This window comes from Peptostreptococcus porci, from assembly GCF_009695815.1.
Taxonomy (GTDB): Bacteria; Bacillota; Clostridia; order Peptostreptococcales; family Peptostreptococcaceae; genus Peptostreptococcus; species Peptostreptococcus porci.
In genome coordinates, this window is record NZ_VUNE01000001.1 from 80,209 (window position 1) to 99,121 (window position 18,913).

An 18,913-nucleotide genomic window follows, 5' to 3' on the forward strand; every position below is an offset into this window, starting at 1 on the left:
TTCTAAGTCTATTATGACAAATAATCACTGAAATTTATTTTTTATAGTTTTTTACAAATCCGTCAAATAGAGTTTCGTCCAAATGAACACCATAGTGTGCAAATGCTTCGTCCAATAATGATAAGATATATGAGGTTCTATCAAAGGTTGCATTTTCTCCCATATGTCCAATTCTGATGATTTTGTCTTTATATTCTGCCAGAGATGTGGCTATTATTACGCCATGCTTTTCATATATAAATCTGGTGATATCCGTTGCTCTAATATTATCAGGTAGCTCTATTGCTGTGACAGTATTTGAGAAATCAGATTCCAAGAACAGTCTTAATCCAGATTTTTCAATTGAACTTCTAACGCAAGTCGCTATTTTTTTATGTCTGTCTAGCACATTATCTATTCCCTCGCTTACAATATTCTCAAGTGCAACTCTAAGAGAAATTATATCGCTTGAAGGTAGGGTGTATGGAAAATACTGCTCGGACAAGTAGTTCTCCCAAATTCTAAGATTGGCATAAAAGCCTATAATGGGCTTTTCTCTTTTTCTCATGCTTTCTGATGCCATGTCGCTGACAGAGACGATTGTTATGCCAGGTTGGGCAGAAATTGCTTTTTGAGATCCGCCAATCACAATATCAGCGCCTGATTTATTTACGGATAAAAACTCTCCGACCATGCCTGAAACAGAATCGACAACACTCATTATTCCATATTTTTTTAACAGTGGACATATTTTGTGAATATCGTTTAAAACTCCCGTCGGTGTATCACAATGAACTATTGTGGCATATTTAAAGTCAGAATCTCTTTTTAGAAATTCCTCCAGCTCCTCGCATGAAACACCTCTTTTGTAGTCTTGCTTAAACATTACTGGTAGACCACCATACATTGAAACAAAATCCTTAAATCCATTTCCGTAGAGTCCGTTGTCGATGACAAGAATTCTGTCTCCAGATTCCGTGAGAGATGCACAGGCTGCCTCAAGACCTAAAATAGCTTCCCCAGATAGCATATAGGTATTGTTATTGGAATCTATGATTTTATTAATAATATCGCAGGTATCCTTATAATACTTAACAAAATCTCTATCAATATCTGGATTTGTAGTTTCCAATGATCTTGCAGCTCTTACATTTTCTCTAACATATGTAGGCCCAGGTGAATAATTATATTTATACATTATAATACCTCCGTTTGACACAATATTATTTCTTACGTATTATATTATACTTGCAAAAGTATTTAATTAAAAGAAAAACGATACATTTGGGAAAAATATCCAAAATGTATCGTTACAATGGTAAAATTATGGTTTAGAACGATTGTAGAGAATCGCTCTGATAAATCATAATAATAAATTATTTGTTATTGATTATAGCCTTTGCTATTTAAGATTTTCCAATAATTTCTTAGTGAATTTCCACATTCTTTCAACAGATGATATACTCATATGTTCTAGTGGTGTATGTGCGTCTTTGATATCTGGCCCGAAACTAATCATCTCTGTATCTGGAAGTATACCTTTCAATAATCCACATTCTAATCCGGCGTGAATAGAAGATATCTCTGGAGCTTTGCCAAACAATTCTTCGTAAGTTTCGACGCTTATATCTCTCAATTTTGATTCGGCTTCATATTGCCAAGCTGGGTAAGAGGCATATTCCTTGCTATTTGCACCAAATGCCTCACAAAGTGATGCGATTCTGTTTAATATTTCTCTCAAGGAGCTTGTAGAAGCAGAGCGAACTGATGTGACAAGTACAAGCTTTCCATCTTTCTCACCAATTATAGCGTTGTTAAGTGATGTCTGAACCAGACCGTCGATGTCCTTGCTCATATATTGAACTCCATCTGGCAATACCATCAAGAAGTTGATAAGTCTACTGCTCAAGTCTTTTGTGTATGTTTCTGTTGTATTTGAATCCTGAATTGAAATATTTAAACCAGGTTCCTCAACTCTATATTCCTCTTTGATGTCGTCTATTAATTTTTCTACTGAATCTTTTAATTCAGCATAGTTATCGCAAGTGAATACGGCTTTTGTGAAGCTAGGTACAGCATTATGTTTAATTCCGCCATCAATAGATGCCAAAACGATATCCTTTTTGATGGAGTGAAGAATTCTCGCAGCAAGCTTTATTGAGTTACCTCTTTGCATATGGATTTCAGCACCTGAATGCCCACCCTTTAATCCAGATACAACAAGCTCGTAAGCTTTTGATCTTGTGCTTTCTCTTTCAACCTCAAAAATAGAGTCGATGTTTGAGCCACCAGAACAGCTTACCAAAAAGCATCCTTCCTCTTCAGTATCAAGGTTCAATAGTCTTGTTCCTGTAAGATGTTCGCTAGTCAATGCCATTGCACCATCCATACCAGTTTCTTCATTAGTTGTAACCAATAATTCTATTGGTGGGTGTGGAATGTCGTCCGCATCCAATATAGCCAATCCGTAAGCTACTGCTATTCCGTCATCTCCGCCCAAAGTTGTTTTGTTGGCTCTAAGAATATCTCCATCAACGATCATTTCAATAGGATCGATGTCGAAGTTGTGGCATGAGTCATCAGTTTTTACGCAAACCATATCCATATGTCCCTGGATAATGACTGTTTCAGAATTTTCATATCCTGGTGTTCCAGGCTTCTTGATTATTACGTTTAGGATTTCATCCTGATAGACTTCAAGATTTCTTTCCTTTGCGAAATCAACTAAAAAATCACTGATTTCTTTTTCGTTTCCAGAACTTCTTGGATGTTGATTGATTTCATAGAACCATTTGAATACTTCCTTTGGTTCAAGATTGCTTAAATTATTCATTATACTAAACCTCCACAAAAAATTATAAATGAAAATTTTATTAAAATAAAGCCTCTTTTACTCTTGATACGAAATCGTTGATATGTTCTCTAGAGTATTTTTCAGCTTTTATTTCGTCATTTTCTTCGATTGCTTCAATAATCAATTTAAACGTTCTAGTAAATATTGTCATATCTGTAAAGTACTCCTTACAGTAGTGCCACAATCTTTCAGTATGTAGATGAAGTGATTTCAGCGTTGAAGTCAGCCAAGGGTTATTACAAGCTTCCAATATTATAGAGTGAAACTCTTCATCATAATCTATAGCTTTCTGATAGTCGTCGTTTAAAGATAATCTATCAAGTTCTGCAGTTATTTCCTTCAATCTATTTAGCTGTTCCTTTGTAATATAGTTCACAGCATTTCTTGTAGCAAGAGGATCTAAAACAGAAGTCAGCTCAAATAAGGATTTCATAGTTGTGAAATCAATAAATGCAACTTGAACTCCATATCTTGGAACGATGTTCAGCAACATATCCAATTCAAGTCTTTGGAATGCATTTCTGACTGGAGTTCTACTTATATCGAATTCTTTTGATATCTCTATTTCGTTTAGCACATGTCCGGGTTTGTACTCATTTTTTACAATTCTCGACTTAAGTTCTTCGTATATATCAATTTTTTTCATAATAAACACCCCTCATTTTTATAATTTATTTGTAGTTTATGAGAAACTTATTCAATAAATATATTATATAATGTATGTTAGTAAAAAACAACCGTTATAGTTTTGAATATACAAAAAAATCTTTTAAAAACTCAGAATTATTAATTTTTATTAAATGTTTTATTTTATTAAAAAACATCGAGTACAATTTAGAAAATCTTTTTACAAAAAATTTCAAATATTTCATTATTTATGGTATGATAGAATATAAGATTTAGTATTTTTTTATATTGGTTATTAAATTTATGGTGTGAGATATTTTTTTTGTATAGATTTATTAAAAAATAAAGTAGTATAGCTTTGTTTGAAAATATGATCAAGCATTTGAGAGGGTAATAGAGATTTAAGAATAAAAGGGAGAATAAGTTATGAATTATGAAGAGTCAGTATGTTATATACATAGCTCAAATAAATTTGGCATGGTTCTAGGGTTGGAAAGCATATCAGAGCTTTTGAATAGGCTTGGGAATCCCCAACGACGACTGGAATTTATCCATATTGCTGGGACTAACGGTAAAGGTTCGACAGCAGCTTTTATCGCCAAAATTTTGCAAGAAAGTGGATACTGTACAGGTCTATATACATCACCGTTTTTGGAGGTATTCAATGAAAGAATAAGGATAAATTTTGATAATATACCGGATGATGATTTGGCAGAGGTTACTACAAAAGTAAAGTTTGTGTGTGACAGTATGATCGATGATGGACTACCACATCCAACTGAATTTGAAATTGTCACTGCCATTGCATTTTGCTATTTTTGCATGAAAAATGTAGATGTGGTTGTCTTAGAAGTAGGTCTGGGTGGAAGATATGATGCTACAAATGTGATTGAAAAATCACTCGTGAGCGTTATTACATCGATTAGCATGGATCATACACAGGTATTGGGAGATACGATAGAAAAAATAGCATATGAAAAGGCTGGAATCGTAAAGCAAAGTGGTGTTACATTTTTATACGACCAATGCGAGAATGTGAAGAAAGTTATTGGAGATATCTGCAATGAAAAGGAAAATAAACTAATTGTGTCTGATTTCTCAGATGTAGTGGTAGAGAAATATAACCTAAACAATCAGGTATTTTCATTCAGCGATTATCTGGGTAATGAGCGAAAATGCTACAAAATAAGGCTTTTAGGAGAGCATCAGATTAAGAATTGTATTTTGGCTTGCAATATTGCGTTTTTTCTAATGAATAATTCCAGGCTTGTAAAAATTTCTGAGGAAAATATAAGAAACGGGATATTGAATACAAAATGGGCGGGAAGGTTTGAGATTATTTCTGAAAAGCCTCTTCAAATAGTCGATGGTGCCCATAACCTTGACTCAGCAAAAATGTTGTCAAATGAAATTGATAGATTACTCGATGGTTATGACAAGACTCTTGTTATAGGCGTACTGGAAGACAAGGATGTCGACGGAATAGTAAAGGCGCTAGTACCGAAATTCGATAGGGTTGTCGTGACATTGCCTGATAGTTCAAGATCTATGTTAGTTGAGGATTTATCGATTAGAGTAGGTGTGTATTCAGAAGATATTGTTTGTATTGAAGACCCTGAGAAGGCAATAAGGTTTGCCATAGAAAATGTTAATAAGATTAAAAATAGTAATAAGAAAGGCAAATTTGCCATAGTGAGTGCGGGTTCATTATACTTGATAGGAAAAATAAGGATGGCAAATAAAATGGCAAAAAAAAGTGTATGATGAATGGTTATTTATATCTGAAGTAATTTGTAACTGAATAAATAAAAAAATTAAAATCATTTTTAATAATTAATAAAAAAGATTGTTAAATATTAATAAAAAGTGATATAATAAAACTACTAGCTTTATTGTATCACTTGCAATACGTCTACTTTGGGAAAACGTATTGTGATAATTAAGTATAAGAGGTGAATTGAATGGACAATCAAAAAAGGGAAAATTTGAAAAAAACATATATTAGAATGTTACAACAGGAAAGGTTTGTTCAAGCTAGTGTTGAGATATCTGATGAGTATGGACTTTATGACGATTTGGGAAAAGATATAAATGATACTTGTGGTCAAATTGAGATAGATGATGTCGACAATATTGTAGATAAATATGAAGACGACGTAAAGTGGCTTGAAAAAAATTTGGCGATAATAGAAAATAGATTTGCCTACTCTGTAAAGAAAATAATCGATGCTGATGAAAGCCAGATGATGCACTTGAAAGACGCATTCTATAAAATGGGAGCAGAGGTTAATCCGGAATATGAAGGTAAACCCGTCATCGAGATATACTGGGTGATTAGAAACCTATTGTTGGACGGTGGAAAATCTGAAGAGTTCAATAAAATAGTGGATGACACGTACGATGAAGTTGTGTGGACGAGAACGAGACCTACTACGATGAAGTACTGGACATATTGGGATTTAGATTTCCATAAATACTATACAGAGCTAAGAAGGGCATTTATCAAAGGAATATTGGAAAAAACTGATATTGAATTTGTTGTTATAGAAGAAAATGTGATATCTTTAGCTAGAAGGTAGCTTCTAAAAAAGGAGAGTACAGTGATACATGCCATATGTGGTATGTTGCTGTATTCTCCTTTTGTGTTATATAAGACCGAATATATCCAAAATTTTTAGATATTCTTCATTTCCGGATTTTGTCCATTTACTAGCAATTCTTTTTGCGTCTTCTTCATTTTCAACTAAAAAACTAGTTTTAAAAATCTCCAAGGAACCCTTTGTAACTGAAGCTACAACAGTGTAGCTAAAATCATCGTTTTTACCATAGTCTGCCTTAAGCAAAACCTTCTCTGCGAAAATTTCATCGTAATTTTCATCTATATACTTGTCTATTTTTTTTATAAAATAGTCGGGTATTCTATCAATAAATGATGTCAACACTTCGAGTCCATTTTGCGTTACCGAATATAAAATAGTGCCATTTTTTTTATAGGTTGTTACTATTTTTGTTTCTACCATATTTTGTAGGAGTGACATAAGCGTAAAATAATCCAGTATTTCGGTACTAAGGATTACATTTGCGAGTTGAGCATCTGTCATATCTTTTTTTATTTTCTTTAATGTATATAGTATTGTGAGTTTTTCCGTTATTAGTTCATCAAAATTCTTATCAAACATGGCGTACCCTCCTAAAATCATAATCATATAATATAATTTTAAGTTAAGAGACACTTTATGTCAAACAACAAAAGTAACAACTTCAAAAATTATCAATATTCTTTTCAAATTGTTACTTTTGATGCTGTTGAAATTATTGTAATTGTTACTTATTTTATATTGTATTATTGAATTTTATATTGTAAGATATATTTGATATTAAATTGAGAGGTGTTTGGATGTGAATCAAAATAGGATTATATTCTTTAGGAAGATGGTAATAGCTTCTGTGATGTCATTGGCGTTATCATGTCAATTTGCAATGGCTTCATATGCTGAATCTACTAGATATAACGACTCGTTTTCAAGATCTGCAATAATTTCAGATATAGATACTGGTAGGATTATATATGAAAAAAATGCTGATAATGTACAGTCGATGGCAAGTATTTCAAAGGTAATGACATTGCTAGTAGCATTTGATGCAATAGATTCAAAAAAAGCTTCAGAGGATGACGTAGTTACAATTGCGCAATCGGATGTAAACCGATATGGTACTCACATGGAATTGGTTGTAGGTGATAAGGTAACTCTGAGAGAGCTTATGGAGGGCATGATGCTTATTTCAGCCAACGATGCTGCTCTTGCAATTGCAAGACATATAGGTGGAAGCTATGAAAATTTTGCGAAATTAATGAATAAAAAGGCTGTCGAGTTGGGAATGACAAATACAAAATTTTACAATCCAAACGGACTTCCTGAGCAGATAAACTATGATGGTAGGATAATGTCTGTTGAGAATAAAACAACGGCAAGAGATGTATTGAAATTATCTTTTTGGATATATAAAAAATATCCAAATAAATTAATTAAAATAACCAATAGATCTTATTTTACTGGTGTTGCAAAAAAAATAAATAAAGAAAATACCAATCCTTTGATTCCGATGATAAGCAGTGTAGATGGATTAAAGACAGGCTTCACAGATAGTGCTGGGTATTGTCTTGCATATTCGATGATTACTGATAAGGGAAATGGCAATGATTCTAAAAATAGGTTGGTAGGTGTATCACTTGGCGCACCAAGTAAAGACGCTAGAAAAAGCACGACATTTAATGCGTTGACTTACATTGCAAAACACTACAAAACAAAGATTTTGTATAGTGAAAATTCGAAAATTTCGAATACGAATATAGCAGGGTTGTCAATTTTCGATATCGATGTTTCTTCAAGAAATGAAATAAAAGTAATGAAAAAAGATACTGAAAAAATAAAGCATAGCATTAGGTACAACACTGTTAAATTGATGGATAATAACGACAGTCCGATTGGAAAAATTGTTATAAAAGATAAATATGACAACATCATTTCCGAGAATAATATATATACGGAAAAGCCACTTGAAAAACTGCCTTATTTTGACAAGCTGAAAATTTCATTTTCTGCAATATATTCGACTTTATTTGGCATAGATAGCAATGGTGAATATCCAGTTTTTAAATTATTTTAAAAATTGAAAGCTCGCAACATTCCTTGTGACGTGTTTGTTTCCAAGACTAGTATATTTATAGTTTGTTTTGGAGAATACAGTAATTGTCGGAATGTGCGAGCTTTTTAAGTTAAATTCACATTTTGGGTGTAACTATTATTTAGTTATAAATTCTTTATATTTATCAAGCTCTGACTGATTCATAACAAGTCTAAGCTTTATTCCATTATCCGTCATTTCAAAGTCTTCCATTTCAATTACTCTATTAGATCTTATTTCATTGAAAGTTTCATATTTTGAATATGGTAACAAGAGAATCTCTTCGTAAGATTTTTGGAATAAATTTGACTGAATAACATCTAGCAATTTATCCATATTGTAACCACTTTTTGCTGAAATGTATATTTTTTCATCTGTGCTTTCCGGAATTGCATCAAGCTTATCCGCCTTATTGTAAACGGAGATTTTTTTCTTGTTTGTTACTCCAATTTTTTCAAAAGTGTAATCCATGATATTTTTCTGGATATCTTGTCCATTAGAGCTTGCATCGAAAACATTGATGATAAGATCGGCATAGCTTATTTCTTCAAAAGTCGATCTAAAGGCAGTTAGCATTGGTTTTGGAACATCGCTTACAAATCCTATTGTGTCGACAATCAAAAAGTCTTGTCCATTTGGTAGAACAGATTTCCTCAAGGAAACGTCCATTGTTGACAACATCTTGTCCTTTACCACTATTTCACTTTCTTTTGTATAATCTGAATCCAATTTCATTAGTTCATTGATAATAGCAGATTTTCCTGAATTTGTATATCCAGTAAATGCAACGAGCGGAAGATTTTTGCCTAGTTTTTTTGATCTCTGGACAAATCTGTTTTTTACAATGACACTCAAATCAATTTTGATTGACTGAATTTTTTCATTTATAGATTCCTCATCAGTAAGAATTCTGCTTCCAAAAGGGTTATTTACGCACATTCCAGAGCCATATTTATATATTCCTTGAAAACCTTCTAGCTTATCTAGTCTATATGAAAGCTGTGCTTTTTCTATTTCAAGTTTTCCCTCTCTTCTATTGGCTCTATTTGCAAGTATGTCTAATAGAAGCATCGTTCTATCTACAACCTTTACACCTGATAATTCCTCGATATTTTTGATCTGTGTTCCAGTTAATTCGTCTATAAATACGAGCATATTTGCATCTAAATCCTTTAACTGTCTGATTACATAGTCCAAAGTTTCCTTATCCAAATAGTAGTCGGGATCGATTTTTTGGTGAAGTATCAATTCAGCTCTTACATCTCCTCCGGCTGCTTGAACAAGTTCCTTCAATTCCACCATCGATTCTTCAACTGATGTAGCATGGATTATTATGTCCTCAGCTACGGCGATAGTTATACCAATTTCATCGAATTTGCTTAAATCTTTTTGCGAAATGATTAATTTTTCCATAGGGGCCTCCTAATTATTTTATATATTTTTTATAGTTATTGTAGTCCATTTCATCCAAGGATACTATTAGATCAATACCCTCAGCAGTATATTCAAACTTATCTAATACGTATTTGTCCTTGATTGAGCTGAAGATATCACCTCTTTCAAAAGGCAACAGCAGATTTACATTGTATGTTTTCTCCATAATCGACTCTTGAATTAGATTCATCAGCTTGTCTATGTTTATGCCATTTTTTGCAGAAATATAGACGATATCTTTTTGGTTTTTCGGATAAATATCCAATTCCAACTGATCTATTTTATTGTAGACTGTTATAGTTTCTTTGTCATTGGCACCCAAGTCTTTTAACACACTTTCTGTAGTCAACTTTTGAATATCTGAGCTTTTGTTAGTGGCATCGATAACATGAAGAATTAAGTCGGCATATTTTACCTCTTCTAATGTAGCCTTAAATGCTTCAATTAAATCATGTGGAAGCTTACTCACAAAACCAACAGTATCTACTATTAGAAATTCCTTTTTGTTTGGAAGAACAGCTTTTCTCAAAGATACGTCAAGAGTTGCAAATAGCATATCTTTCACAAATACGTTCTTTTCCTTCTCGTATTCTGGGTGTTTTTTTATTATTTCGTTGAGTAATGTCGATTTTCCGGCATTTGTATATCCGACTAGAGCCACTATTGGAATATTATTCTTTGCTCTTTGAACTCTTTGAGTTTCTCTATTTTTTGAGACCTCTCTTAATTCTTCCCTAATGCTTGCAGCCCTATTTAGAATATGTCTTTTATCTTTTTCTAATTTTTGTTCACCCGGACCTCTTGTACCAATACCCGCTCCGGTTCTACTCATATGTCCACCCATGCCGTATAGTCTAGGCAATCTATATTTCAACTGTGCCAGCTCTACTTGTAGTTTTCCCTCTTTACTGTGTGCTCTTTGGGCGAAAATATCCAATATCAAAGTTGTTCTGTCGATTATTTTTTTTCCAACAATGTTTTCAATATTCCTTATTTGAGCACCAGACAGTTCGTCATTAAAAACTACCATTGTAGCATCTAGACTTTCGGCGTAGTTTTTTATTTCTTCTATTTTTCCGCTTCCCAGATATGTGGCAGCATCAATTGTATGTCTGTTTTGAACTAAATCACCGACAACCTCGCCACCAGCAGCCTTGACTAGTTCTATAAGCTCCTTCATAGAATCCTCAATATCTATTTCTGATTTTCGCAGGCTGTTTGACGTGAGATTAAGACCTACGCAGAGGGCTTTCTCTCTCTGGTTTATCATGTCTTCATTATTTATACTTAAATCGTTCATATTATTATATACTATGTAGTATCCTCCTGTTTTTGAGTTTAAAAAATTTACCAAGAGTATCCATTCTTAGATGATGTTGATAAATTTACCATAATTATACCATAATTTTATTGATATATAGCCATATAATTGATAAAATAAACAGTAATTTAAACAAAAGTTGATTTGTTTGGTGTATAATATATGTACTGAAAAACAAATTAAAAAGTTACGAAAAGAATTTATACTATTGATATAGTTGAATACGATTACAGGAAAGGATTTGATTTAGATTGAATCTAAATAAAGGAATATCATATGAAAAAATATAAATTTTTTAGTCATGTTGAATGTGAATTTTTTCCATGTCATAAACTGGAAGGAAGTGGTTTGAAAAAAGAAGACTTTAATTGTCTATTCTGCTATTGTCCTCTTTATGCACTGGGTAAGAACTGTGGTGGAAACTTTTCTGTTAGTGAATCTGGAGTGAAGGACTGTACAAACTGTTTATTACCACATAGAAAAGATAACTACGAGTATATTATTTCAAAATTTAGAGAAATTGTTGAAGTTACAAAAATAGTTGAAAGAATGGGGGATGAGTAATAAGTGGAAGATAGACGTAATGGAATTAGAAGAGCTACGGTGGCTGGGATAGCCTTAGTTGTTCAAGTATCATGGATTTATTTTATGTTTTACAGACTTAGCAGTTATTATCAGCTAGTGACTGTAATAACACAGTTTCTATCAGTTGTCCTAGCTCTTAAGGTATATGGAAAACACACAAATGCAAATATTAAGATGCCTTGGATGTTTTTTCTTTTAGTTTTGCCATTGGCTGGTGTTATTTTTTATACATTATTTGGAAGTAGATTTTCACGTTTTTTTACAAAAAGAAGGTATAAATCGATTTATGGAATATTTGACAGTATATTAATATCCGACAGAACAGTTTTAAACGAGCTTAGAGAAAGGGATAAGGTTGGTTTTGGACAGTCCTATTATATAAGCAAGCATGGAAAAATGCCTCCATATAAGGGAAATAAAATTAGGTATTTTAGTGAGGCATATGAAGGGATAGCTGCTCAGAAGGAAGATATGAAAAATGCGAAAAATTTCATATTTATGGAGTATCACGCAATTGAAGATTCCGAGTCATTTAGAGAGATTGAAGATATTTTGGTACAAAAGGTCAAAGAAGGTGTCGATGTCAGAATACTATATGACGATATGGGAAGCATTGGCTTTGTAAATACTTCATTTACGAAAAAGCTCAAAAAGAAGGGGATTAATTGTAGAGTTTTCAATCCGGTAATACCTATTTTAAACATATTTATGAATAATAGAGATCATAGAAAAATAACTGTCATAGACGGCAAGATTGCATATACTGGTGGATATAATATTGCCGACGAGTATTTTAATATTGTAAATCCATATGGATATTGGAAAGATACTGGAGTGAGAATAGAAGGTAAGGCAGTAGATAATTTTACAATAATGTTTTTGGAAATGTGGAACTCTATTAGATTTGACATAAATAAAAAAGAGCATATTGATAGGCTGTTGAATCAAGCAGATTATTTTGAGGGTGAAGAGGGAATTATTCAGCCATTCTCAGAAAATCCACTATATGAGGAAAAAGTATCGAGAAATGCATATATTAATTTGGCAAAGAGTGCCAATGACTACCTGTATATTATGACTCCGTACTTGATAATTGATGATTTATTAAATGATGAATTGACAATGGCTGCCAAAAGAGGTGTGGATGTAAGGATTATTACACCTGGTATTCCGGACAAAAAAATAATATACAGCACAACTAGATCATATTACGCTGCACTGGCGAGAGAAGGTGTAAGAATTTTTGAGTATACTCCAGGATTTATGCATGCAAAGCAACACATTGTCGATGATAAATACGCAATTATTGGAACAATAAATTTGGACTATAGAAGTCTGTATCTACATTTTGAAAATGGTGTTTTCATTGCTGACAACCCTGTGATTTTGGAAATGAAAAAGGATTTTGAGAATGTTTTTGAGCAAAGTGAGGAGGTTACGCATAATTACTCATCAGATAGATCGACTGTACTGAGAATTAGGCAGTGTATTTTGAGGTTATTCTCACCATTGTTGTAGAAATTATGCAATCAAAACACATAATTAACTAAAAGTATTTACAACTACCGTGAAAAATGGTATAGTATTAATGTTGTGAATTACAGCATAGAGGCATAGCCTTTAAATGGACAATGTAGCAAATATATTTAAGACAGCTCGTCTTAGCGGCTGAAATAATATGTTTACACATCCATTTTTGTGGACAATGCACAAAGTGTGCATCCAAATTATTATTTTAAAAAGGAGAAAAAATTATGTCATCAATTACAAAAGGACCTAAGTTCAAATTGTCAAGAAGACTAGGACTTAACGTTTGTGGTCATCCAAAAGCAATGAACAGAGCTGGAAAGGGAACTGCTAGAAGCGACAAGAAGCTTTCACCATATGGACAGCAGTTACTAGAAAAGCAGAGATTAAGAGCTTACTACGGAATTTCTGAAAAGCAGATGAGAATTTACATGAAGAAGGCTCAGAATTCTAAGGAAACAACTGGTAATGCAGTTATAAAGACTTTGGAATGTAGACTAGATAACCTGGTATATAGAATGGGTCTAGCTAACTCAATCAGACAGGCAAGACAGATGGTAGGTCATGGAAACATCCATGTAAATGGAAGAAAAGTTGATATACCTTCATTCATTGTAAGTGTTGGAGATGAAATATCACTAAGAGAAAAATATAGAACTAATCCTCTATTCAAGGCTAACTTTGAGGCTGCTTCACTAAGCGAATATCCTTATTTAACTAAGGATCAAGCTAATTTCTCAGCAGTTCTTTCAAGAATGCCAGAGAGAGATGAAGTGCCAATTGAAATCAATGACGCACTAGTAGTCGAATTCTACTCTAAGTCATCACTATAAGATAAAAATATTTTGCAGTATTCGCCATTATGGCGTCTACTGCATTTTTTATTGAAATAATAAGTTCTTGTGATGTTTTTGTGAAATCACAAATAGATATAAGCAGAGACTGTTTTTTATATACAAAAATAAACTACAGTGTCCATAAACGATGATGATAACGGTAGCTTATGATGGTAACTGTAGCTTATTTATTATTGTTATTTTGTTTTATATTGTTATTTTTCTTTTTTATAGTTTTTATATTTCTTATATGATACATCAACCAATGATTTTTCCTTACTATGTGTAAGCATTTCTAACGCATCTGAAACCTTATAGAAGCCACCTTCTAAAAATTCTTTAGAAATTTCAGTCTCAATATTTTCAGCTTCCATAACATACCACATTATAGCGTTACAAACTCTTTGATTTCTACTTCTTGAGAAGAATTCATAAATGGTGTCTCCTGCGATATCCAATATCTTAGGGTCTACTCCCGTTTCCAGCTTTACTCTATGAACAGCACTTTCATGAGGCAGACCTTCGCCAACTATCTTTCCCTTTGGCAACGTCCACTCACCCTTGTCATTTTTAACCAACAATACCTTATTTGCATAAAAAACAACTCCACCAGAACAACGTCTAACTATCATCTTGAATCCCTCCATTTTCTAGTAATATTACTATACCACGCACCTACGCAGTTTATTTGCTGATTGTGAATTTCTGCCTCAATTTTATAATTGATTCATCGCAAGCACGTAGCACGTACTCTTTTTCAAAATCAGACTTATTTTTGATTACATTTTCTAAAATTCTCAAACTGTTTTTTGTTCCAATTTTTCCAAGATACTTTGCACAGTACTGTCTGATTTGTGGATTGGAATCTGACAATCCCATCTCAATATACCTACAACTATCAGAATTACCAATTTTTCCTAATGCAGAGTAAGCTATACGCCTTAAATTAGAATGACTCTTTTCAAGAAGTGGATAGATAATGTTAAGAAATCTATCATCCTTTAGTTCTCCAACAGTCCATACCAATACCATCAAGTCTTCAGCGTTATCAGTTTTTAGAATGGATTTATATATCTTCATTTTAAATGACTCCAATTCGTTTTTTGGCACTTTTCTTATAAAATCCAATCTTTCCTCTTTTGATAATGACAAATACTTTTCAATGACATCACTTTTCTGTGTATCGGAGGATTTTCTAATTTCTCTCAAACGTGTCTTTGCCAATATAAGGTCATTATTGACAGATTCTTCTGTCATATTTCTTATTCTGGATATTTGTGGAACTGTAAAAGAATCTGCATAAAGAAGATAAGTAATAAAGTAATCCTCTAGGTCGTCGACATTTTCCCATCTTATTACCAATTCTATTCCTCCTAATAGTAAATTTTATCTATCGAATAACAAATTCTTTTATTCAATATAACTTTTTAAAAATTTAGAAAACTATTTTCTTTCCTTTATTATATCATCATAGAAAACTTTAAACAACGTTTTCAAGATAAAATTTTAAAAAATTCTTACCCATTTTTATGGTAAGCTTAATGCTGGTAACAATAATCGCTCCAATTGATAGGGAACTATCGATTACGATTATGATATAATTGTATGTACAGGTAGTGATGCCTGATAGCAAGAGGGATTCAAATAAATATTATTTTGAAATGAGGTGTAATATGAAAAAACGAATAATAAAAGCAATGACAATATCGTTGTCTATTCTAGCTATAGCTGGAATAGAAGTAAAGGCAGATGGTATTAATTTTGAAAGGATATCAGGTGGCAATAGATATTTGACTGCCATAAATATCTCTAGAAAAATTGAAAATAAAAAGGCTGTGATCCTTGTAAATTCAAAGAAATTTATAGATGCATTGCCGGGAACAGTTTTGGCAAATTCCTGCGAGGGTGTAATATTATTGACTAGAGAAAATAATTTGGATGATAATACAAAGAGAGAAATCGACTTGATAAAGCCTGAAAAGGTCATAATACTGGGTGGTTATAGCTCTGTGAGTAAGAATATAGAAGATGATTTAAAAGGAGAAGGCCTTCAAGTTCAAAGGATTGGCGGTGCGAGTAGGTACGAAACATCTGTGTTAATTGCGGATGAAATAGAGAAAAATACAGAGGTTAGCTCTTATATCGTGGCAGCAAATCCAGCAGATTCTGTGTCTTCCACTGCTTTGGCTAGAAACACAATGCCTATTATATTGATAGATGATAGAAATATACCTTCAAAGCTGGTTAATTCTAGCCAAAATAAGATCGTAGTGGGAGGAGAAAGCTCGATTTCTGGCAATACATTCAATATGATAAAGGCTTCGAGAAGAATAAGTGGTAGTGACAGATATAGAACATCGTTAAATATTGCCAAGGAAACTGGATATACAAGCACCATTATTTCGAACGGAAGAACTCTGATAGATGCTTTAGCATCTGGAACTCTTTCGTTTGGACACAGTAGCTCCATAATTTTGACAAATAACAAAAATTTAGATTCGGACATAAGGGAATATCTAAAAAATAAAGAGCGAATATTTGTCGTTGGTGGAGAAAGCTCTGTTTCTAGTAAGTTATTTTCGGTGACATCAAGCGATGGCAATTCAGATTCGTCAATTGGAGATAAGGATATGAATACACCTAGAAGTAAATTAAAGCCGACGAATAGAAATACCTATGAATATTGGGATTACTACAATAAATACGATAATACTGTGCTGTATTCAGTGGATGAGATAGAGCGAATTAATCAGTTGAATATTCAGCGTTCAAGCTATTTATATAATATATATGGAGAGCGTGCTTCTGAGTTTGGTGTGATTGCTAGGAGAACAATTATAAAAGAAAAGCCTATGGGTAGAAACTATGTCGATCCAAACACCTTTGACGATTATTCATCACTGTCAGGACTTTTCCCTTGGGAGCCTATTGCGATAAATAAATATAATTCCGACAAATCGTGGGCATATATAACCTCTGTAGATTATCGTGGTTGGATTCCGACAAAAGATATAATGAAGGTTCCGAAGAATAAGCTAATTGAATTACAAAATCAAAGCTTTGTAACTGTTATCTCCAGACAAATCAGAGATAGTCAAGGATATCTTTTGGATATGGGGACGAAATTGCCATTATTGCAAAAAAGTGGAGAAAACTACATTGTGTCTATGCCAATATCCGGAGATGGGTACAGGGTTAGAAATATTGAGATAAATAAAAATGATGCGACAGAACGCTATTTGCCGTTTACTCAAAGTAATGTAATAAAGCAAATGCTGAAATTCAACGGTGAAAAGTATGGCTGGGGACATAGCAATAGTGCCAGAGACTGCTCTGGATTTATAAGAGATGTATATAGGAGCTTCGGCGTGATAATTTCTAGAGATACCTCTACACAATCTAAAGATATTATTGGAAGTACTGTAAATTTCAGCATTTCCGGTGGCTATAATGCAAAAAATAATTTGTTGAAGAAGCAAAAACCAGGCTTTTCGGCAATGTATTTATCTGGACATACAATGCTGTATTTAGGTGTCGACGAAAATGGAAGGACATATATGGTACACCAGTATGGATATAGAAAAGAAAATGGAAAGAATATAGGTGTATTTAAAAATGAAATATCACCTACATCGATTTTGGATAAGAATAATAGAACATTTCTAGAGAATGTATTTTTGGTAAAGGATTTTTCAAAAATCAGATAGAATATTCTATTGACTATAAACTATCTGTATGATATCATAATGATATCAAATAGATAGTTTATATTTTTTGTCTTTATTTTTGAGCAAATATAATTAATGGAGGTGTTTTATTATGCAAGAAAAAGAACTAAAGGCTATGAATGGACTGGGAATGTTATTTTTACTTATTTTGGCATTGGTAGCAGACTTTGGATTATTCATAAAGGTTATTGGCTCTGAAAGTATTTTCGGTGCTACTAAAGCGATATTTATTTTTTTACTGATCTGCCTTATGGTAGTTATATTGATTTGCTTTGCAGGAATCAAGGTCATAAAACCTCAAGAGGCATTGGTAATGACTCTTTTTGGTAAGTATACTGGTACAATTAGAAAAGAGGGAATATATTTTGTAAATCCATTTTCTGTTTCGGTTAATCCTGCTGCATCTACATCCTTGAGACAAAGTGGCGATGTGAAGAGAAAAAAATCAGACGTGAGTATTGAAGGCGTTGAAGTCAGTTCTCCGTCAAGCAAAAAGATATCCTTAAAGCATATGACATTAAACAATAATAGGCAAAAGATAAATGACTGTTTGGGAAATCCGGTAGAAATAGGAATAGCAGTCGTTTGGAAAGTGACAGATACTGCAAAGGCGGTATTTGAAGTAGATAACTACATGGAGTTCCTATCACTTCAATGTGATGTTGCATTGAGGAATATCGTTAGAATTTATCCGTATGACGTGGCATCTAATGTTGACACTACGGGTGATGGAGAGCCAGATGAAGGTTCATTGAGAGGCTCAAGTGAAATAGTGGCAAAGAGAATTAAAGACGAGATACAAAACAAAGTAAATCAAGCAGGTATAGAAATAATTGAAGCTAGAATAACTTATTTGGCATATGCACAGGAAATAGCAGCTGTTATGCTACAAAGACAGCAAGCTTCTGCAATAATAGATGCTAGAAAAATGATAGTTGACGGTGCTGTAAGTATGGTTGAAATGGCAATTGATAAGCTTAGTGAAGGAGGCAAAGTAGAGCTTGACGAAGAGCGAAAAGCTGCAATGGTATCTAACTTATTGGTTGTTCTTTGCGGCAATAAAGATGCACAACCAATTGTAAATTCAGGAAGTCTTTACTAATGGAAAAGGATACAAAAAAACAGGTTCCACTAAGAATTTCTTCCAAGCTTTATAGCCAGCTATCATCATGGGCAGAGGATGATTTTAGATCTATAAATGGTCAAATTGAATATCTATTGACCTTGTGTGTAAAGCAAAGAAAAAAAGACGGAAAATATGTGTCAGAAGAAATTGATGAAGAAATGGAAATAAATTTAGAAGAAAGTGATTTATAGCTATTTATTAAATGAAATG

General features: G+C 33.0%; 17 protein-coding genes. 9 read left to right on the top strand and 8 right to left on the bottom strand.

Annotated elements, in window-relative coordinates; genetic code table 11:
- Positions 1-34 precede the first annotated feature (34 nt).
- The 3 genes from FYJ71_RS00305 to FYJ71_RS00315 all read right to left on the bottom strand — a co-directional run bounded on the left by FYJ71_RS00305 (position 35) and on the right by FYJ71_RS00315 (position 3,479).
- Positions 35-1,177, bottom strand: a complete 1,143-nt coding sequence (locus tag FYJ71_RS00305; RefSeq protein WP_154536866.1) for a pyridoxal-phosphate-dependent aminotransferase family protein — start codon at positions 1,175-1,177, stop codon at positions 35-37.
- 204 nt (positions 1,178-1,381) lie between these two features.
- On the bottom strand, positions 1,382-2,812 hold the full coding sequence (locus FYJ71_RS00310) for an aminoacyl-histidine dipeptidase (protein ID WP_154536867.1): 1,431 nt from the start codon (positions 2,810-2,812) through the stop codon (positions 1,382-1,384).
- 40 nt (positions 2,813-2,852) lie between these two features.
- The gene (locus FYJ71_RS00315; protein WP_154536868.1) at positions 2,853-3,479 is read right to left on the bottom strand and encodes a GntR family transcriptional regulator; all 627 of its coding nucleotides are present in this window, start codon (positions 3,477-3,479) and stop codon (positions 2,853-2,855) included.
- A gap of 407 nt (positions 3,480-3,886) precedes the next feature.
- Between FYJ71_RS00315 and FYJ71_RS00320 the strand changes: the two genes are divergently transcribed.
- Both FYJ71_RS00320 and FYJ71_RS00325 read left to right on the top strand, forming a co-directional pair.
- Positions 3,887-5,224 (top strand): bifunctional folylpolyglutamate synthase/dihydrofolate synthase, encoded by a 1,338-nt coding sequence (locus tag FYJ71_RS00320; RefSeq protein ID WP_154536869.1) that lies wholly within the window; start codon positions 3,887-3,889, stop codon positions 5,222-5,224.
- Positions 5,225-5,421: 197 nt separating this feature from the next.
- On the top strand, positions 5,422-6,039 hold the full coding sequence (locus FYJ71_RS00325) for a hypothetical protein (RefSeq protein ID WP_154536870.1): 618 nt from the start codon (positions 5,422-5,424) through the stop codon (positions 6,037-6,039).
- Positions 6,040-6,105: 66 nt separating this feature from the next.
- On the opposite strand, the gene FYJ71_RS00330 is transcribed toward FYJ71_RS00325, so the two are convergent.
- Positions 6,106-6,639, bottom strand: a complete 534-nt coding sequence (locus FYJ71_RS00330; protein ID WP_195836863.1) for a DUF4364 family protein — start codon at positions 6,637-6,639, stop codon at positions 6,106-6,108.
- A gap of 220 nt (positions 6,640-6,859) precedes the next feature.
- Between FYJ71_RS00330 and FYJ71_RS00335 the strand changes: the two genes are divergently transcribed.
- Positions 6,860-8,128, top strand: coding sequence for a D-alanyl-D-alanine carboxypeptidase family protein (locus FYJ71_RS00335; protein ID WP_154536872.1), 1,269 nt, complete (start codon positions 6,860-6,862; stop codon positions 8,126-8,128).
- A 135-nt stretch (positions 8,129-8,263) separates the two neighbouring features.
- Here the strand turns inward: FYJ71_RS00335 and hflX (FYJ71_RS00340) are convergent, their stop codons facing one another.
- Positions 8,264-9,559: a GTPase HflX gene (hflX, locus tag FYJ71_RS00340; protein WP_154536873.1), complete on the bottom strand. Its 1,296-nt coding sequence runs from the start codon at positions 9,557-9,559 to the stop codon at positions 8,264-8,266.
- A 13-nt stretch (positions 9,560-9,572) separates the two neighbouring features.
- Positions 9,573-10,880: a GTPase HflX gene (gene hflX / locus FYJ71_RS00345; protein ID WP_331467978.1), complete on the bottom strand. Its 1,308-nt coding sequence runs from the start codon at positions 10,878-10,880 to the stop codon at positions 9,573-9,575.
- Between the two features lie 297 nt (positions 10,881-11,177).
- Here hflX (FYJ71_RS00345) and FYJ71_RS00350 point away from each other — a divergent pair, with 297 nt between their 5' ends.
- From FYJ71_RS00350 to rpsD, 3 genes are all read left to right on the top strand, one after another.
- Complete coding sequence (locus FYJ71_RS00350; protein WP_154536874.1) at positions 11,178-11,465, top strand: cysteine-rich small domain-containing protein; 288 nt, start codon at positions 11,178-11,180, stop codon at positions 11,463-11,465.
- A 3-nt stretch (positions 11,466-11,468) separates the two neighbouring features.
- Positions 11,469-13,004 carry a cardiolipin synthase gene (gene cls, locus FYJ71_RS00355; protein WP_320641311.1) on the top strand — a complete coding sequence of 512 codons (1,536 nt, stop codon included), beginning with the start codon at positions 11,469-11,471 and terminating at the stop codon, positions 13,002-13,004.
- A gap of 236 nt (positions 13,005-13,240) precedes the next feature.
- Positions 13,241-13,846 carry a 30S ribosomal protein S4 gene (gene rpsD, locus FYJ71_RS00360; protein ID WP_091994514.1) on the top strand — a complete coding sequence of 202 codons (606 nt, stop codon included), beginning with the start codon at positions 13,241-13,243 and terminating at the stop codon, positions 13,844-13,846.
- Positions 13,847-14,064: 218 nt separating this feature from the next.
- On the opposite strand, the gene FYJ71_RS00365 is transcribed toward rpsD, so the two are convergent.
- Positions 14,065-14,481 (bottom strand): NUDIX domain-containing protein, encoded by a 417-nt coding sequence (locus FYJ71_RS00365; protein WP_154536875.1) that lies wholly within the window; start codon positions 14,479-14,481, stop codon positions 14,065-14,067.
- A 52-nt stretch (positions 14,482-14,533) separates the two neighbouring features.
- Positions 14,534-15,211, bottom strand: a complete 678-nt coding sequence (locus tag FYJ71_RS00370; protein WP_154536876.1) for a HEAT repeat domain-containing protein — start codon at positions 15,209-15,211, stop codon at positions 14,534-14,536.
- Between the two features lie 311 nt (positions 15,212-15,522).
- Between FYJ71_RS00370 and FYJ71_RS00375 the strand changes: the two genes are divergently transcribed.
- From FYJ71_RS00375 to FYJ71_RS00385, 3 genes are all read left to right on the top strand, one after another.
- Positions 15,523-17,556 (top strand): cell wall-binding repeat-containing protein, encoded by a 2,034-nt coding sequence (locus FYJ71_RS00375; RefSeq protein WP_195836864.1) that lies wholly within the window; start codon positions 15,523-15,525, stop codon positions 17,554-17,556.
- 112 nt (positions 17,557-17,668) lie between these two features.
- Positions 17,669-18,679, top strand: a complete 1,011-nt coding sequence (locus tag FYJ71_RS00380) for an SPFH domain-containing protein (protein WP_154536878.1) — start codon at positions 17,669-17,671, stop codon at positions 18,677-18,679.
- Positions 18,679-18,894, top strand: coding sequence for a hypothetical protein (locus FYJ71_RS00385; protein ID WP_091994506.1), 216 nt, complete (start codon positions 18,679-18,681; stop codon positions 18,892-18,894). Before FYJ71_RS00380 ends, FYJ71_RS00385 begins: the two co-directional genes overlap by 1 nt.
- Positions 18,895-18,913: the final 19 nt, after the last annotated feature.